Here is a 15,753-nt window from a genome sequence, read left to right on the forward strand (position 1 = left end):
GGAAATGGCGCAAAAACGAATCACTCGCGCGGAAAAATCGAAGCGCCCCTTCCCCTCTCCCGCATCAACATCATATTAAAGTTGGAATTCCGTCAAGGCGACCGAACAAACGTTTGGGAGGAGACCCGTCATGCGAACCAGACGAACGGCGCTGATGGCAGCGGCTCTGGCCTGCCTCGCCGCGTTGCCGGCAGCCACCGCCTCGGCCGGATCGGTGTCCGGCAGCGGCCTGCCCTCCGTGACGCGCTGGGGCGACACCTATGCCGGCGCCGCGTCCACCGCCGGCACCCGCCACGGAACCTATTTCCATCTCGACAGGAAGACGCGGCCCGCGCCTGCCGCGGAACGGCAGGAAAAGCGCACCCGGCCGCCCGTCGTGATCGGCGCCGAGCCGGAATGCTCCTATGAGGCCGGCGTCTGCGTCATCCGCCCGTGACGACAACCTAGAGGATTTCCGCATTTCCGGACGCAAAACCGCGTACCGCACTTTTGCTGGAAAGGCTCTATCGCTCAGGTGAAGCGCCAGACCGTGGTCTGCTTGACATCGCTGTCTTCCAGCGCCCGCGTCACCGGCACCGTGTAGGTCGAGAGCGCCGTCAGCCGCTCCTTCGGCAGATAGGCGCGGCCCGGATCGCCGGCCAGCACGGTCGCGCCGCGCGCCGACAACGCCTCGAACCACGGCACGAGCAGCGCCGCGAACCCCTTGTCATAGAAAACATCGCCCGCCAGTACGACGTCCCATCCCTCGTCGCGGCCGATGAGATCGTCGCCGCGAAAGCCGAGCGAGACGCCGTTCGCCGCCGCGTTGAGCCCGATGGCCGTTTCCGTGAAGGGATCGATGTCGGCGGCCACCACGCAGGCGGCGCCGGCCCTGGCCGCCGCGATGGCGACCAGGCCGGAACCCGAGGCGAAATCCAGCACCGTCCTTCCCCTGACCGCAAGCGGATGATCGAGCACGAAGCGCGCGAGCCCCTGCCCGCCGGCCCAGGCGAATGCCCAGAACGGCGGCGGCAGTCCGATCTCCTCCAGCTCCTCCTGCGTCTTCAGCCAGAGGTCATGCGCTTCGCTCGCCAGATGAAGTTCGATTTCCGGCACATGCGGCGGGCGCATGAGGCTGGTGTTTTCGAGAATGAACGCATGCTTGTCGATCATCGGGGCCTCCCGTTCCGGCGGATGACGGGCGTGAACGCCACCGCAAGGGCAATGGAAGGACCATACACGCTCAGTCGGGCGAACGCGGCGGATTGTCGAGACCACCCATGCGGCAGACCTCGAGATATTCCTCCTCCGTCACCGGCTGCACCGAAAGGCGCATGGACGTGACCAGCGACATGCTGGCGAGCGCCGGGTTCTCCTTCACCGCCTTGAGCGTGACCGGCTTCGGCATGTCGCGGACGGCGCGGATATCCACGCAGTCCCAGCGCGTATCGCCTTCGGCGGTGGAATCGGGATGCGACAGCGCGCAGACCTCGACGATCCCGACCACTTCAAGCCCTTCGTTGGAGTGGTAGAAGAAGCCCTTGTCGCCGATCTTCATGGCGCGCATGTTGTTGCGCGCCTGATAGTTGCGCACGCCGGTCCATTCCTCGCCCGCCTCGCCCCTGGCCTTCTGCTGCTCCCAGGACCATTTGAAGGGTTCGGATTTGTAGAGCCAGTAATTCGCCATCTTCAAGCCTCGGGATTCACGAAAACCCAGTTCCACGGACGCACCGTGACATCGCTGAACAGGCCGGCGCCGGCATAGGGGTCCTGCGCGGCGAGCGCGGTCGCCGCCTCGAGGTTGTCGGCCTTCAGGATCAGCATCGAGCCGACCGGCTTGCCGTCGTCGCCGAGGAACGGCCCGGCGGCCTTCAGCGTGCCTTCGGCCTCAAGCCCCTTGAGCCACTCGACATGGACGGAACGGGTGGACATGCGCAGATCGAGATGACCGGGCTTGTCATTGCACAGGACGACGAACAGCATGGAATGCTCCTTCAACGGTGTCTTTCGGTGGTGATCGGGCGCGACATCAGCGCCTCGATGGCGGAGGGAATGTCGAGCGCGCCATCGATGATGGCGGCGACCGCATCCGTGACAGGCATGCTCACGCCGCGGCCTTCCGCCAGCCGTGCGGCGACGGCGGCGGCGAAGGCCCCTTCGACGAGGCCGCTGCGCGAAACGTCGAGCGGCTCGCCCCGCCCGAGCGAAATGCCGAAGCGCAGGTTGCGCGACTGGTGGCTGGTGCCGGTGAGCACGAGATCGCCGAGGCCGGAAAGGCCCATGACCGTTTCCGCCGCCCCGCCCATCGCCGCGACCAGGCGCCCCATTTCGGCCAGGCCCCGGGCGATCAGCGCGGCGCGCGCCGACTCGCCGAGACCCGCACCCTCGACGATGCCGCAGGCGATCGCCAGCACGTTCTTCAGCGCGCCGCCGATCTGCACGCCGATGCGGTCGGCGGACGCATAGAGCCTGAAGGTCGGGCCGGAGAGCAGCCGGGCGAGACCCGTCGCCCGTTCCAGATCGTCGGCCGCCAGTGCCATCGCCGTCGGCAGGCCCTTCGCAATGTCGGCGGCAAAGCCGGGGCCGGAAAGCACCGCGACCGGATGGCCGGGAAGCGCCTCTTCCAGAACGTCGGTCAAAAGGCGGGTGGAGGCGCGGTCGATGCCCTTGGCGCAGGTGACGACCACCGCCCCTTGCGCCAGATACGGCCCGTAGAAACGCGCCGCCTCGCCTTGCGCCTGCGAGGGCATGGCGAAAAGCACCGTGCCCGCTTCGTTCAGAACGGCGGGATCGGCCGAGAAGGACAGCGTCCCCGGCAGGGCGATGCCCGGCAGCGCCTCTTCGTGCGCGCGGCTTTCGGCCAGTTCGCGCATGGTCGCGTCGTTGCGTCCAAGCAGCGTCACCTCCGCCTTGCCCGTCGTGGAAATCACCGAAGCCAGCGCCGTGCCGAAAGCGCCGGCCCCGACGACGACGATACGATCCTCGCGGCCCGTCATGCCTTCGCTCCCCGTTTGCCATAGCCGACCACCGCCGTTGCTCCGGCATCCAGCGGCCAGCGCGAACGCGGCTGCACGTCGAGCGGGTCGGACGGCAGGCCCGCCGCCATGCGCTCCAGCCCGGCCCAGGCGATCATCACCGCATTGTCGGTGCAAAGCCGGATCGGCGGCGCCACGAAATCGAAGCCGTTGCCTTCGCAAAGATCGAGCAGGGTCTGACGCAGCGCCCTGTTCGCCGCAACGCCCCCCGCGACGACCAGCGCCGGGCGGCCCTCGAACTGTGGAAACTCAGCCCGGAAGCGCTGCAAGCCGCGTCCGATGCGCTCATCCAGCGTGCGCGACACGGCGCGCTGGAACGAGGCGGCGATATCGGCGATGTCCTGTTCCGTGACGGGCTGGAGCCCCTCCGCCGCCTGCCGCACCGCCGTCTTCAAACCGGAGAAGGAGAAATCGAGGCGCGCCTCGCCCACCATCGGGCGTGGAAAGGAAAAGCGTTTCGCATCGCCGGAAAGCGCTGCCGTCTCCACCGCCGGGCCGCCCGGATAGGGCAGACCGAGCAGCTTCGCGGTCTTGTCGAAGGCCTCGCCCAGCGCATCGTCGATGGTCGTGCCCCAGCGCTCGTAGGCGCCGACGCCACGCACCAGCACGAGCTGCGTGTGTCCGCCGGAAACCAGCAGCATCAGATAGGGGAAGGACAATCCGTCGGTCAGCCGCGCCGTCAGCGCATGGCCTTCGAGATGGTTGATGGCGTAGAGCGGCTTGCCGATGGCGCGGGCGATGGCCTTGCCGGTCATCAGCCCGACGATCAGCCCGCCGATGAGGCCGGGACCGGAGGTCGCAGCGACGGCATCGATTTCGCCAAGCGGCAAATCGGCGCGGGCAAGCGCCTCGCGCACCAGCCCGTCCAGCGCGTCGACATGGGCGCGGGCGGCGATCTCGGGCACGACGCCACCATAAGGGCTATGCTCGTCGAGCTGCGAAAGCACGACATCGCCGAGGATTTCTCCGCATCCGTCGGGCGTGCGCGCAACGACGGCGGCAGCCGTCTCGTCGCAGCTTGTTTCGATGCCGAGAATGCGCAGGGGTTCCATGATCGCCAAGTCTTCACCGTTGCGGTTGCGCCAAAAGCGGAATACGGAAGTTCCGGTAACAACGGAACGAGGCGGATGCAAACAAAACCTTTCCGGATCGGCACGCGCGGCAGCCCTCTGGCGCTGGCGCAGGCCCATGAAACCCGCGACAGGCTGATGGCGGCCCACGGCCTGCCGGAAACCATGTTCGAGGTCGTCGTGCTCTCCACCACCGGCGACCGCATCACCGACCGGGCGCTTTCGGAAATCGGTGGCAAGGGCCTGTTCACCCAGGAACTCGAAGATGGCCTGCTGTCCGGCGATCTCGATTTCGCCGTCCATTCCTCCAAGGACATGCCGACGCTCCTGCCGGAAGGCCTCTATCTTTCCGCCTTCCTGCCGCGCGAGGACGTGCGCGACGCCTTCGTCAGCCGCACCGCGCCGACGCTGATGGAACTGCCGCAGGGCGCGACCGTCGGCTCCTCCTCCCTGCGCCGGCAGGCGCTGATCCGCCGGTTGCGGCCGGACATCGAGGTGGTGATCTTCCGCGGTCTCGTCGAGACCCGCCTGCGCAAGCTGGCCGAAGGTCAGGTAGACGCGACGCTGCTGGCCTATGCGGGGCTGAAGCGGCTCGGCCGCGAGAACGTGCCGACCGCCCTTCTCGACCCGCGCGACTTCCCGCCCGCCCCGGCGCAGGGCGCGATCGGCATCGAAAGCCGCATCGGCGACGCCCGCACCGACGATCTGCTGGCCGCGATCAACCACAGGCCGACATTCGAGGCCGTCACCTGCGAACGCGCCTTTCTCGGCGTGCTCGACGGTTCCTGCCGCACACCGATTGCCGGTCATGCCCGCATCGACAACGGCACATTGCATTTCCACGGCATGATTCTCACGCCCGACGGTCGCAGGGTTCACGAAATCGAACGGTCCGGCCCGCCGGAAGAGGCCGCCGCGATTGGCCGCGAGGCCGGCGAGGCCTTGAAGGCCGAGGCGGGTTCCGGCTTTTTCGAAGGCTGGGGCTGAGGAAGCGAAAAGCGGCATGCGCGTTCTCGTGACACGACCGGAACCGGCAGCCGGCGCCACCGCCGAAAGGCTCGAGGCCCTCGGCCACCGGCCGGTCCTGCTGCCGCTTGCCGAAGCCGTCCATGACCGATCCGCCGCGCGTGCCGCATTCGACGCGCCGTTCGAGGCGCTGGTGGCGACCAGCGCCGAAGTCTTCCGCGTCCTCACCCCCGTGCCGCGAACCGTGACGGACCGGCCCGTCTTCTGCGTCGGCCCCGCCACCGGCAAGGCCGCCGCCGCAGCGGGTTTCCGCACTATCGCCATCGCCGACGGCACGGGGCTAAGCCTTGCCGACCTTATCGAGGCCGCATTCTCCACCCCTCCGGTGCATCCGCTTCTCTATCTCGCCGGAGAGCCACGCTCGCCCGATCTCGAAACGCGGCTTGCCGAAACCAACATTCCCCTCCGCATGGTCGTCTGCTACCGCATGCGGGACCTGCCGGAGAGCGAAACCGATGCCGGGAGGCTCCTTGCGGAAAGCCCTCCCGACGCCGTGCTCCTCTATTCGCGGGAAAGCGCATCGCGCTTCTTCCGCCTGCCCGCCGTTCTGGCCGCGCCGGAGCGCCTTGCCGGCACGCACTTCCTCTGCATCAGCGGAAAGACCGCAAGCGCCGTGCCCGCCCGCTTTGCCGATCACGTGCAGGTGGCGGGAAGTCCGGACGAGGACAGTCTGCTCGCTCTTCTGCCCCGCCCTTCGTCGCAAATTTGATCCAGCCCCTTTCCTTCCGGAAAATCACTGACTAGGTTTTGCAGGGAGAGGACGTGCGGGACGGTTCCCGCACGCCCAGCGAAATGCCAGATGCGAGGGAAGACTCATGGTATCGGAAAAACCGACACGCCGTTCCAGACAGAAGCGGGAGCCGGCCACCATCGATCTGGAAGCGGCTCCGGTCTCCTCCGAAGCCGAACCGGCAGCCGCGGACGACAAGGCCGTGGCCGAAGCCCTCACGGAACTGCCAGACGCCATTCCCGCGGAAGCGCCCGTGACCGCGGAGGAAGCCGCCACCGTCCCCGGACCGGAGGCCGATACCAGCGAGCTTCCCTCACCGTCCGAGCCGAAACCCGCCGAGGATGAAACGGCCGAGGAGATCACCACCGCCGAGGCGCTTTCCGCCGAGCCGCCGCCGGAAGGCGAACCCGAAAAGCCGGCCGCAGCCGCAGCGCTGCCCGTCGTCGAGCGCAGGTCCGGCACATCCGTGACCGGCGCGCTAGCCGCCGGCATCGTCGGCGGCCTCGTGGCGCTCGCCGGCGCCGGCGGCCTGCAATATGCGGGCTACCTGCCTTCCCTCGGCGCGCCGGAGACCGTCACCGAGCCGGCCCCGCCCGCCGTCGATACGACGGCGCTCGAGGCGGAAATCGCCGCCTTGAAGAGCGAAATCGCATCCGTTGCCAACCGCCCGGCGCCCGAGGCGGACACATCCGCCCTCGAAGCCCGGATCGCCACGCTCGAAACCGCTCCCGCAAGCGGCGCCGACGTCGATCTCGGCCCGCTGGAACAGAAGATCGCCGCCGTCGAGGGGCAGCTTTCCCAGCTCGAAGGGGCCATCGCCGGCACGGACGAGAAGCAGGAGTCCCTTCAGACGACGCTGCTCGACCGGCTGCAACAGGTCGAAGCGGAGGTCAACGATCCCGCCCGCCGCAATGCCGTGGCCCGTGCCATTGCCGCCTCCGGCCTCAAGGCGGCGATCGACCGCGGCGGCAGCTTCGTCAGCGAGCTTGAGACCTTCGCCGGCGTCGCCCCCGGAGAAGGAGCGGTCGCCGGTCTGGCGCCCTATGCCGAAACCGGCGTTCCCACCCGCGCCGCGCTGATCGCCGCCTTCCCCGACGCCGCCAATGCGGTGCTTTCGGCGCTGGAGCAGCCGGACCCCGATCAGGGCATCGCCGGCCGGCTCTGGGCCGGCGCGCTCTCGCTCGTCAAGGTCCGCCCCGTCGGCCAGGTCGAGGGCGACACGCCCGAGGCCTTTCTGGCGCGCTCCGAGGATGCCCTGAAGAACGGCGATCTCGATACCGCGCTTTCCGAATGGAACCGCATTCCCGAGGCCGGCCGCGCCGCAGCAGGCGATTTCGGCGGCGCGCTGGCTGCCCGGATCGAGGTGGAGAAGCTCGTGGGCGCCACGCTGAGGGACGCCGTCATCGGCGCCTCCGGAAACTGAGATCGGGAGGCGATAGAATGATCAAGCTTCTCGCTTATGCCGGTCTGGTTCTGGCGCTCGGCTTCGGCTTCTCCTGGCTCGCGGACCGCCCCGGCAATCTCTCCATCGTCTGGCAGGGCCAGCTCATCGAAATGAGCCTGATGGTCGCCGCCTCGATCGCCGTCGCCTTCGTCGCGGCGGTCATGATCGCCTGGTGGCTGGTGCGCACCGTCTGGACCTCGCCGCACTCCGTCCGCCGCTTCTTCCGCGCCCGCAAGCGCGATCGCGGCTATCAGGCCCTGTCCACCGGGCTGATCGCCGCCGGCGCCGGCAACGCGCTGCTGGCCCGCAAGATGGCCGCCCGCTCGCGCGGCCTGCTGCGTGCCGACCAGGAGCCGCTGATCCTGCTGCTCGACGCCCAGGCAGCCCTCATCGAAGGCAAGTACGACGAGGCCCGCGTCAAGTTCGAGGCGATGGTGAGGGACCCGGAAACCCGCGAACTGGGCCTGCGCGGCCTCTACGTCGAGGCGCGTCGTCTCGGCGCGAACGAAGCCGCCCGCCAATATGCCGAACAGGCGGCGGAGGCCGCGCCCTATCTGCCCTGGGCGGCGGAAGCCACGCTGGAATACCACGCCCAGTCCGGCAACTGGCAGGGCGCCCTCGATCTGCTCGACCGCCAGAAGGCCGCCCACGTCATCGAGAAGCCCCAGGCGAAACGCCTCAAGACGGTGCTGCTGACGGCGAAGGCGCGCGATGCGGCGGAAAAGGACCCGGCGATCGCCCGCGACAACGCGGTGCAGGCGCTGAAGATCGACAAGGGGTTCGTGCCGGCGGCGCTCGTCGCCGCGCAGGCCTATGTACGCGAGGACAATCTGCGCAAGGCCGCCTCGGTGCTGGAACAGGCCTGGAAGATCGACCCGCACCCCGAAATCGCGGCTCTTTACGTTCGCGTGCGCGGCGGCGACAGCGCGCTCGACCGGCTGAAGCGCGCAGAACGCCTGCAATCGCTGCGTCCCAACCATGTCGAGTCGCTTTTCGCGGTGGCGAGCGCGGCACTCGCGGCCCGCGATCTGGTCAAGGCCCGCGACAAGGCGATGGCCGCCGCCCGCCTCGAACCGCGCGAGAGCGTCTTCCTGCTGCTGGCCGACATCGAGGAGGCGGAAACCGGCGACGAGGCCCGTATCCGCCACTGGATGGCGCAGGCGTTGAAGGCGCCGCGCGATCCCGCATGGGTCGCCGATGGCGCGGTGTCCGAACACTGGCTGCCGGTCTCGCCCGTCACCGGCAAGCTCGACGCCTTCGAATGGAAAGTGCCGTTCGGCCAGCTTTCCGGGCCGGTGGAGGAAGGCAGCGTGTCCGCCGCCGAGGCCGCGTTCGCATCCCTGCCGCCGGTCAGGCCGGCGCCGGCAAGCGAAAAGCCAGAGCCGGCGCCTGCCCCGGCCCCGCCTCCGAAGGCGGCGCAAGCGCCCCCGCCGAAACCGCAGGCCGAGCCCGTCATCATCAAGCCGGACCCGATCCTGGCGCCTGCCGCCTCCACAACCGTCACCGACCGCAAGGGCGAAGTCGTGCCGTTCTTCGGGCATGCGCCCGACGATCCGGGGGTGAAGAAGCAGCCCCCCGCCGATCCGGCCATCGTGCCGGAGGCCGCCGTTCCCGCACCGGCAAAAACGCCCCCGCCGAAGCCGGCTCCGGTGCCGGCCTCCGCTCCGGCAGCGCCGCCGAAGCCGGCCGGCCCTGTGCCTGCGGCAAGCGCCTTGCCGGAACCGGCAGACCCGCCCGAACCCTTTTTCGGCCATCCGCCGGACGATCCGGGGGTGAAGAAGCCCGACCAGCAGCCGGGGGACAAGACCCGGCTCCCCCTGTTCTGACGGAGACCCTCGCATGTGGGAAAAGATCCAGGCTTTCCTGAAATCCCTGACGGGTGGAGACGAGGGCTCGCAGGCCTTCCCGGCCGACGACCCGCGCGTCGCCGTCGCCGCCCTCTGCATTCAGGTGTTGCGGGCCGACGGCATCATCGATGAAACAGAGCGTAACCGCCTCGAAGTCCTCCTGAAGGAACAATATTCCTTGAACGACGGCGCGTTGTCAGCTTTGCTGAAGGCTGGCGAAGCGGCGGAAAGCGAAGCCATCGACTATTACCGCTTCACCTCGGTCATCAACCGGTCGCTGTCCGAAGAGGAAAAGACAGCGCTCGTCGGGCTGCTGTGGGACATCACCTATGCCGACGGCACCCGCAACGAAATCGAGGACCACATCGTCTGGCGGATCACGGACCTGCTCGGCGTTTCGGACCGCGAACGGATCGTGCAGCGCCAGGGCGCCGAAGCCCGGCTGAAGGCCGAAGACCCCGAATGGCAGAAGAAGGAATAAAACGGACCATGCTCTTTGACCCCTCCCGAAAAATGGCGCGCGCTCCGGTGCTGATCGTTCTGCATCAGGAACGGTCCAGCCCGGGCCGCGTGGGTCAGATTCTCGGCGAGAAGGGCTATCCCCTCGATATCCGCCGCCCGGCACTGGGCGACAGCCTGCCCGAGACGCTGGCCGGCCATTCCGGCGCGGTCGTTTTCGGCGGACCGATGAGCGCCAACGATCCGCACGATTTCGTCCGGGCGGAGATCGACTGGCTGAAGGTGCCGCTCAGGGAAAACCGGCCCTATCTCGGCATCTGTCTCGGCGCCCAGATGCTCGCCCGCCATCTCGGCGCGCGCGTCGCGCCCGATCGGGAAGGCCGGACGGAAATCGGCTGGTATCGCCTGCGCTCCACCGAACATGGCCGCCAGCTCATGCAATGGCCGCAGATGGTCTATCATTTCCACCGGGAAGGGTTCGATCTGCCACAGGGCGCCAAGCTTCTGGCGGAAGGCGACGCCTATCCGAACCAGGCGTTCAGCTACGGCGACAATGCGTTCGGCATCCAGTTCCACGCCGAACTGACCCGGGCGATGATGCATAGCTGGGTCGTGCGCGGAGCAAGCCGCTTCACCATGCCCAACGCCCAGCGCGGCAGCGAGCATCTGGAAGGACGCATGCTGTTCGATGCGCCCCTGCGGGCATGGCTGTCCGACTTCCTCGATATCGTCTTCGAGCGGCAGTACCGGACCGTGCCGGCCTGACCGGAATCCGTCAACTCTTCGCCGCGCCCTCGCCGGTCGGCGCTTCCAGATTGTCGATCCTGCGCAGTTTCGGAAACATGCCGGCCCAGATCGCGGCGACGGCGACCGTGCCGATTCCGCCGACGATCACCGCATGAACGGCGCCGATGGCATGGGCCATCGTGCCGGCGCGGAACTCGCCGAGTTCGTTCGATGCTCCGACGAAGACCATGTTGACGGCATTGACACGGCCGCGGACCTCATCCGGCGTCCACAGCGCCAGCAGCGTCTCGCGGACATAGACCGACAGCATGTCGGACGCCCCCATCAGGATCAGGGCGGCGATGGAGATCCACGCCGTCTCCGAAAGACCGAAGACGACCGTCGAAACGCCGAAGAGCGCCACGCCGAAGAACATGACGACGCCGGCATGGTGACGGATGGGATAGGCTGCGAGGAACAGCGCCACCGCGATGGCACCGATGCCGGGCGCGGCGCGCAGCAGGCCGAGCCCCCAGGGGCCGAGCGTCAGCACGTCGCGCGCGAAGATCGGCATCAGCGCCACCGCGCCGCCGAGAAGGACGGCAAAAAGATCCAGCGAGATCGCGCCGAGCACGACCTTCTCCGAAGCGATGAACCGGAAGCCGGCGAGGATGGTTTCCATGCTGACCGCGCGCGGCGCCGTGCGGGCGGCGGGTTTCGGAATGGCGATCACCAGCACCGCCCCCAACGCCATGAACAGGAAGGCCGTGCCATAGGCCACCGTCGGGCCGATACCGTAGAGCAGGCCGCCCGCCACCGGCCCGATAATGGAGGCCGCCTGCCAGGAGGACGAGTTCCATGCCACGGCATTGGGCAGATCGGCCGGCGGCACGAGGTTCGGCCCAAGCGACTGGACGGCCGGCCCCATGAAGGCGCGTTCCACGCCGAACACCACGAGGATGGCGAAAACCGGCCAGGGCGAGAACGATCCGGTGACGGTCAGGACGAAAAGTGCTGCGGCGCAGGCGGAGGCGAGGCCGAGGCAGAGCGCGACGATGAGACGCCGGTTATAGCGGTCGGCGACCGTTCCGGTGACAAGAATGAGCAGCAGCGACGGAAGGAACTGGAAAAGCCCGATCAGGCCGAGATAGAGCGCATTGCCCGTCACGTCGTACATCTGCCACCCGACCGCGACGCTGATGATCTGCGTGGCGAAGGCGGCGAGGAAGCGGGAGAAGAAGAACAGCGTGTAGGAACGATGACGAAACGCTGCGAAACGATCGTCCTCGGCGCGGGAAACGCTCATGATTCATCCGATCAGGAAGGCGGTTGGAGGCCCGGTCGTTAAACATGATGGCGCTTGACGCCCGAGCGGGGCTTGTCCGTTAAGTCGCCAATGTCTACATCTCTGTCAACAACGAAATGGAGACATGTATGCTCGCCCTGCTTCAGACGATTGATCTGGTTCTGAACCTCTATACTTGGATTCTGATCGCAAGCGCCGTCTTCTCCTGGCTCTATGCGTTCAATGTGATCAATTCCTCGAACCAGTTCGTCAACGCGATCGGCCGTTTCCTCTATGCCGTCACCGAGCCGGTGCTGGCGCCGATCCGGCGTCTGTTGCCCAATCTCGGCGGCATCGACATTTCCCCGATCGTCGTCCTCGTTCTGATCTTCTTCCTGCGCACCTTCATGTGGACCACGATCGCGCCCGCGGTGCTGTGAGTTCGCCCTGGCGGCAAGCGACGGACCATGTCCGCCTCGCCATCCGGCTGACGCCGAACGGCGGGCGTGACGCTGTCGACGGCATCGAAACGGATGCGAACGGCGAGGCGCGGCTGAAAATGCGCGTCAGCGCCGTCCCGGAAAAGGGCAAGGCCAACAAGGCCATGATCGCCGCGCTCGCCAAGATGCTCGGTGTGCCGAAATCGTCCGTCACGCTCGTTTCCGGCGATACCGCCAGACAAAAAATCCTCCGGATCGATCACGATCCGGAGGATATCGTTCAACGGCTCGAAGCCCTGGCGGCAAGCCGTCCGGACTGAAACGATCAGCCCTTCTTTTCCTGCTTCGCGCGCTCGATGGCCTCGACGATCAGCTTCTTGGCCACGTCGACATCCTGCCAGCCGGCGATCTTCACCCACTTGCCGGGCTCCAGATCCTTGTAATGCTCGAAGAAGTGCTCGATCTGCTTCAACGTGATGTCCGGCAGGTCGGTGTAGTTCGTGACGCTGTCATAGCGGCGCGTCAGCTTCTGCACCGGAACCGCAAGGATCTTCTCGTCCTTGCCACCATCGTCTTCCATGACCATGACGCCGATCGGGCGGCACTTGATGACGCAGCCCGGAATGAGCGGACGGGTATTGCAGATCAGGACGTCGACCGGGTCGCCGTCTTCGGAAAGCGTGTGCGGCACGAAACCGTAATTGCCGGGATAGGCCATCGGCGTATAGAGAAAGCGGTCGACGACGAGCGCACCGGCTTCCTTGTCCATTTCGTACTTGATCGGCTGGCCGCCGACCGGAACCTCGATGATGACGTTCACGTCTTCCGGCGGGTTGTTACCGATTTCGATCGCATCAATACGCATAATGGGCCTCTACGAGCTGGTTGTGCTGCGGGTCTGGATAAAGAGTTTCCAGCCCCTTTGCAACACGGCATTGGATGACCGCTGCCGCGGGAGCGAAGATTGCCGCGGCGAGCGCGCAAACGGCAGCAATCGCAGGTGGAACAGGCCGATCAGGCCCAGATGAAGCCGATCTTCTTCAGTTCGACGCCGTCGAAATCTTCCATGCCTTCGGCGACGTCCGAACCGCCCTGCGAGCGGAAGAAATGGGACGCGTTCGCACTGTCCTCAAGGCACCATGCGACGAGCCCCGAGCAGCCGAGCGACTTCAGAAGGCGCCGGCCTTCATGGAACAGCGTATAGCCGAGGCCGATCCCCTGATATTCGGGCCGCAGGTAGAGTTCGTAGATTTCACCTTCCTGCGGCAGCGCCCGGGCGCGGTTGAGCCCGAGCGTGGCATAGCCGGCAATCGTGCCGGCGACGTCGGCGACGAGAAGGGTCGCGGGGCCGCGGGCGGCCTTGCGCCACCAGTCCTCGCGGCGGCGCTCGATCATGCGCGACAGGGCCTTGTGGGGAATGAGCCCGGCATAGGCATATTGCCAGGACAGCCGATGCGCTTCGGAAATCGCCGCCGCGTCCTGCGGCTCGGCGCGCCGCACATCTATGGTCAACGTTTTCATAACGTTCGCTCCGATCGCTCGGCAGCGCAGATTGAACGATCGCGCCTATCCGGCCTCCGGCATCATGGGAGGCCTGACGATGTTAAGCTTCTTTTAACGATTGCAGCAAGCCCCGTCGCGGCCAACCCACAAGCAAAAACCCCGACCCAAGGGCCGAGGTTCAGGTTGCCGACAAAAAGCGCATCGCTCTCTTCGTCATGGTCGGGCTTGACCCGACCATCCATCGCGGCGCTTGCGGCGTGGACCCTCGGGTCAAGCCCGAGGGTGACGAAGGAGAGGGTTGGTCAATACACTGCCCAGCGCGAGGGCCGGTCAGGCGGTCCTGGACTTTTCGAAACGCTTGCGGTCGTTCGGGTCGAGATACATCTTGCGCAGGCGGATCGACTTCGGCGTGACTTCCATCAGCTCGTCGTCCTGGATCCAGGACAGCGCGCGGTCGAGCGTCATGCGGATCGGCGGCGTCAGCTTCACGGCCTCGTCCTTGCCGGCGGCGCGGATGTTGGTGAGCTGCTTGCCCTTCAGCACGTTGACCTCGAGGTCGTTGTCGCGGCTGTGGATGCCGATGATCATGCCCTGATAGACCTTTTCGCCCGGCTCGATGATCATCGGGCCGCGATCTTCCAGGTTGAACATGGCGTAGGCCACGGCCTCGCCCGAACCGTTCGACAGGAGCACGCCGTTGGTGCGACCGGCGATCGGCCCCTTGTAGGGCTGGTAGTCGTGGAACAGGCGGTTCATGATCGCCGTGCCGCGCGTGTCGGTCAGAAGTTCGGACTGGTAGCCGATCAGGCCGCGCGTCGGCGCGTAGAACACCAGGCGGACGCGGTTGCCGCCCGAGGGACGAAGCTCGGCCATCTCGGCCTTGCGCTCGGACATCTTCTGGACGACCACGCCGGAATGTTCCTCGTCGACGTCGATGACGACTTCCTCGATCGGCTCCATGAGCTGGCCGGTCGCCTCGTCGTTGTGCATGACGACGCGCGGACGCGAAACGGCAAGCTCGAAGCCTTCGCGCCGCATCGTCTCGATCAGGACCGCAAGCTGGAGTTCGCCGCGGCCGGACACGTAGAACGAATCCTTGCCTTCCGCTTCCTCGATCTTCAGCGCGACGTTGCCTTCGGCTTCCTTCAGCAGGCGGTCGCGGATGACGCGGCTCGTCACCTTGTCGCCTTCGGTGCCCGCCAGCGGGCTGTCGTTGACGAGGAAGGACATGGTGACGGTCGGCGGATCGATCGGCTGCGCCTTCATCGGCTCCGTGACCGACGGGTCGCAGAACGTGTCGGCGACCGTGCCCTTGGAAAGGCCGGCGATGGCGACGATATCGCCGGCATGCGCTTCCTCGATGGCGGTGCGCTCGATGCCCCGGAAGGCGAGGATCTTGGAGATGCGGCCGGTTTCGATCAGCTTGCCGTCCTGGCCGAGAACCTTGACGGCCTGGTTCGGCTTGATGGAGCCAGAGGCGATGCGGCCGGTGATGATGCGGCCGAGGAAGGGGTTGGCTTCGAGGATGGTGCCGATCATGCGGAACGGACCCTCTTCGACCGTCGGCGCCGGAACGTGCTTCAGGACCAGGTCGAGCAGCGGCGCCAGGCCCTCATCCTTCGGGCCCTCCGGATTGTAGTTCATCCAGCCGTCGCGGCCCGAGCCGTAGAGGATCGGGAAGTCGAGCTGCTCGTCGGTGGCGTCGAGGTTGGCGAACAGGTCGAAGACCTCGTTGATGACTTCCTCGTGACGGCCGTCCGGACGGTCGATCTTGTTGATCGCCACGATCGGGCGAAGGCCGACCTTGAGCGCCTTGCCGACGACGAACTTCGTCTGCGGCATCGGGCCTTCCGAGGCGTCGACCAGAACGATGGCGCCGTCCACCATCGACAGGATGCGCTCGACCTCACCGCCGAAGTCGGCGTGGCCGGGCGTGTCGACGATGTTGATGCGGGTGTTCTTCCACTCGATCGACGTCGCCTTGGCGAGGATGGTGATGCCGCGTTCCTTTTCGAGGTCGTTGGAATCCATCACGCGCTCGTTGACGCGCTGGTTCTCGCGGAACGAGCCGGACTGCTTCAGAAGTTCATCGACGAGGGTCGTCTTGCCATGATCAACGTGCGCGATGATCGCGATGTTGCGAAGTTCCATACTGTCAAATCTCTGGGGCTGGGGCGCATACGGGAGGAAAGGCGCCACGTTCACTTTA

At 66.7% G+C, this 15,753-nt stretch carries 18 protein-coding genes; 9 read left to right on the plus strand and 9 right to left on the minus strand.

Annotation, left to right across the window (positions count from 1 at the left end):
- Nucleotides 1-130 precede the first annotated feature (130 nt).
- Nucleotides 131-436: a hypothetical protein gene (locus NOF55_RS19265; protein WP_306412742.1), complete on the plus strand. Its 306-nt coding sequence runs from the start codon at nt 131-133 to the stop codon at nt 434-436.
- Nucleotides 437-510: 74 nt separating this feature from the next.
- Here the strand turns inward: NOF55_RS19265 and NOF55_RS19270 are convergent, their stop codons facing one another.
- The 5 genes from NOF55_RS19270 to tsaD all read right to left on the minus strand — a co-directional run bounded on the left by NOF55_RS19270 (nt 511) and on the right by tsaD (nt 4,066).
- Nucleotides 511-1,152: a class I SAM-dependent methyltransferase gene (locus NOF55_RS19270; RefSeq protein WP_306412743.1), complete on the minus strand. Its 642-nt coding sequence runs from the start codon at nt 1,150-1,152 to the stop codon at nt 511-513.
- 70 nt (nt 1,153-1,222) lie between these two features.
- Nucleotides 1,223-1,666: an EVE domain-containing protein gene (locus tag NOF55_RS19275; RefSeq protein ID WP_306412744.1), complete on the minus strand. Its 444-nt coding sequence runs from the start codon at nt 1,664-1,666 to the stop codon at nt 1,223-1,225.
- A 2-nt stretch (nt 1,667-1,668) separates the two neighbouring features.
- Nucleotides 1,669-1,962: a YciI-like protein gene (locus NOF55_RS19280; protein ID WP_306412745.1), complete on the minus strand. Its 294-nt coding sequence runs from the start codon at nt 1,960-1,962 to the stop codon at nt 1,669-1,671.
- Nucleotides 1,963-1,973: 11 nt separating this feature from the next.
- The gene (locus NOF55_RS19285; protein ID WP_306412746.1) at nt 1,974-2,975 is read right to left on the minus strand and encodes an NAD(P)H-dependent glycerol-3-phosphate dehydrogenase; all 1,002 of its coding nucleotides are present in this window, start codon (nt 2,973-2,975) and stop codon (nt 1,974-1,976) included.
- Entirely contained in the window at nt 2,972-4,066 is a 1,095-nt protein-coding gene (gene tsaD / locus NOF55_RS19290) for a tRNA (adenosine(37)-N6)-threonylcarbamoyltransferase complex transferase subunit TsaD (RefSeq protein WP_306412747.1), read from the minus strand. Before tsaD ends, NOF55_RS19285 begins: the two co-directional genes overlap by 4 nt.
- A gap of 75 nt (nt 4,067-4,141) precedes the next feature.
- Here tsaD and hemC point away from each other — a divergent pair, with 75 nt between their 5' ends.
- The 6 genes from hemC (at nt 4,142) to NOF55_RS19320 (ending at nt 10,355) form a co-directional block, all read left to right on the plus strand.
- Nucleotides 4,142-5,071 carry a hydroxymethylbilane synthase gene (hemC, locus tag NOF55_RS19295; RefSeq protein WP_306412748.1) on the plus strand — a complete coding sequence of 310 codons (930 nt, stop codon included), beginning with the start codon at nt 4,142-4,144 and terminating at the stop codon, nt 5,069-5,071.
- A gap of 16 nt (nt 5,072-5,087) precedes the next feature.
- Nucleotides 5,088-5,819, plus strand: a complete 732-nt coding sequence (locus tag NOF55_RS19300) for a uroporphyrinogen-III synthase (protein ID WP_306412749.1) — start codon at nt 5,088-5,090, stop codon at nt 5,817-5,819.
- Nucleotides 5,820-5,925: 106 nt separating this feature from the next.
- Nucleotides 5,926-7,263 (plus strand): COG4223 family protein, encoded by a 1,338-nt coding sequence (locus NOF55_RS19305; RefSeq protein ID WP_306412750.1) that lies wholly within the window; start codon nt 5,926-5,928, stop codon nt 7,261-7,263.
- Between the two features lie 17 nt (nt 7,264-7,280).
- Complete coding sequence (locus tag NOF55_RS19310; protein ID WP_306412751.1) at nt 7,281-9,110, plus strand: heme biosynthesis protein HemY; 1,830 nt, start codon at nt 7,281-7,283, stop codon at nt 9,108-9,110.
- A gap of 13 nt (nt 9,111-9,123) precedes the next feature.
- Entirely contained in the window at nt 9,124-9,612 is a 489-nt protein-coding gene (locus NOF55_RS19315; protein WP_306412752.1) for a tellurite resistance TerB family protein, read from the plus strand.
- Between the two features lie 8 nt (nt 9,613-9,620).
- Nucleotides 9,621-10,355 (plus strand): glutamine amidotransferase, encoded by a 735-nt coding sequence (locus tag NOF55_RS19320; protein WP_306412753.1) that lies wholly within the window; start codon nt 9,621-9,623, stop codon nt 10,353-10,355.
- 10 nt (nt 10,356-10,365) lie between these two features.
- Here the strand turns inward: NOF55_RS19320 and NOF55_RS19325 are convergent, their stop codons facing one another.
- Nucleotides 10,366-11,622, minus strand: a complete 1,257-nt coding sequence (locus tag NOF55_RS19325; RefSeq protein WP_306412754.1) for an MFS transporter — start codon at nt 11,620-11,622, stop codon at nt 10,366-10,368.
- A 128-nt stretch (nt 11,623-11,750) separates the two neighbouring features.
- Between NOF55_RS19325 and NOF55_RS19330 the strand changes: the two genes are divergently transcribed.
- A complete protein-coding gene (locus NOF55_RS19330; RefSeq protein ID WP_306412755.1) occupies nt 11,751-12,041 on the plus strand; it encodes a YggT family protein in 291 nt (96 codons plus the stop codon).
- Nucleotides 12,038-12,361 carry a DUF167 domain-containing protein gene (locus NOF55_RS19335; RefSeq protein WP_306412756.1) on the plus strand — a complete coding sequence of 108 codons (324 nt, stop codon included), beginning with the start codon at nt 12,038-12,040 and terminating at the stop codon, nt 12,359-12,361. The genes NOF55_RS19330 and NOF55_RS19335 overlap by 4 nt, the downstream gene beginning before the upstream one ends.
- Before the next feature lie 5 nt (nt 12,362-12,366).
- Here the strand turns inward: NOF55_RS19335 and ppa are convergent, their stop codons facing one another.
- The 3 genes from ppa to typA form a co-directional block, all read right to left on the minus strand.
- Entirely contained in the window at nt 12,367-12,906 is a 540-nt protein-coding gene (ppa, locus tag NOF55_RS19340; protein ID WP_306412757.1) for an inorganic diphosphatase, read from the minus strand.
- Nucleotides 12,907-13,055: 149 nt separating this feature from the next.
- Nucleotides 13,056-13,562: a GNAT family N-acetyltransferase gene (locus NOF55_RS19345; protein WP_306412758.1), complete on the minus strand. Its 507-nt coding sequence runs from the start codon at nt 13,560-13,562 to the stop codon at nt 13,056-13,058.
- A gap of 312 nt (nt 13,563-13,874) precedes the next feature.
- The gene (gene typA, locus NOF55_RS19350) at nt 13,875-15,695 is read right to left on the minus strand and encodes a translational GTPase TypA (protein ID WP_306412759.1); all 1,821 of its coding nucleotides are present in this window, start codon (nt 15,693-15,695) and stop codon (nt 13,875-13,877) included.
- Between the last annotated feature and the right edge of the window lie 58 nt (nt 15,696-15,753).

It is taken from the genome of Ectorhizobium quercum (assembly GCF_026552795.1).
GTDB lineage: Bacteria > Pseudomonadota > Alphaproteobacteria > Rhizobiales > Rhizobiaceae > Ectorhizobium > Ectorhizobium quercum.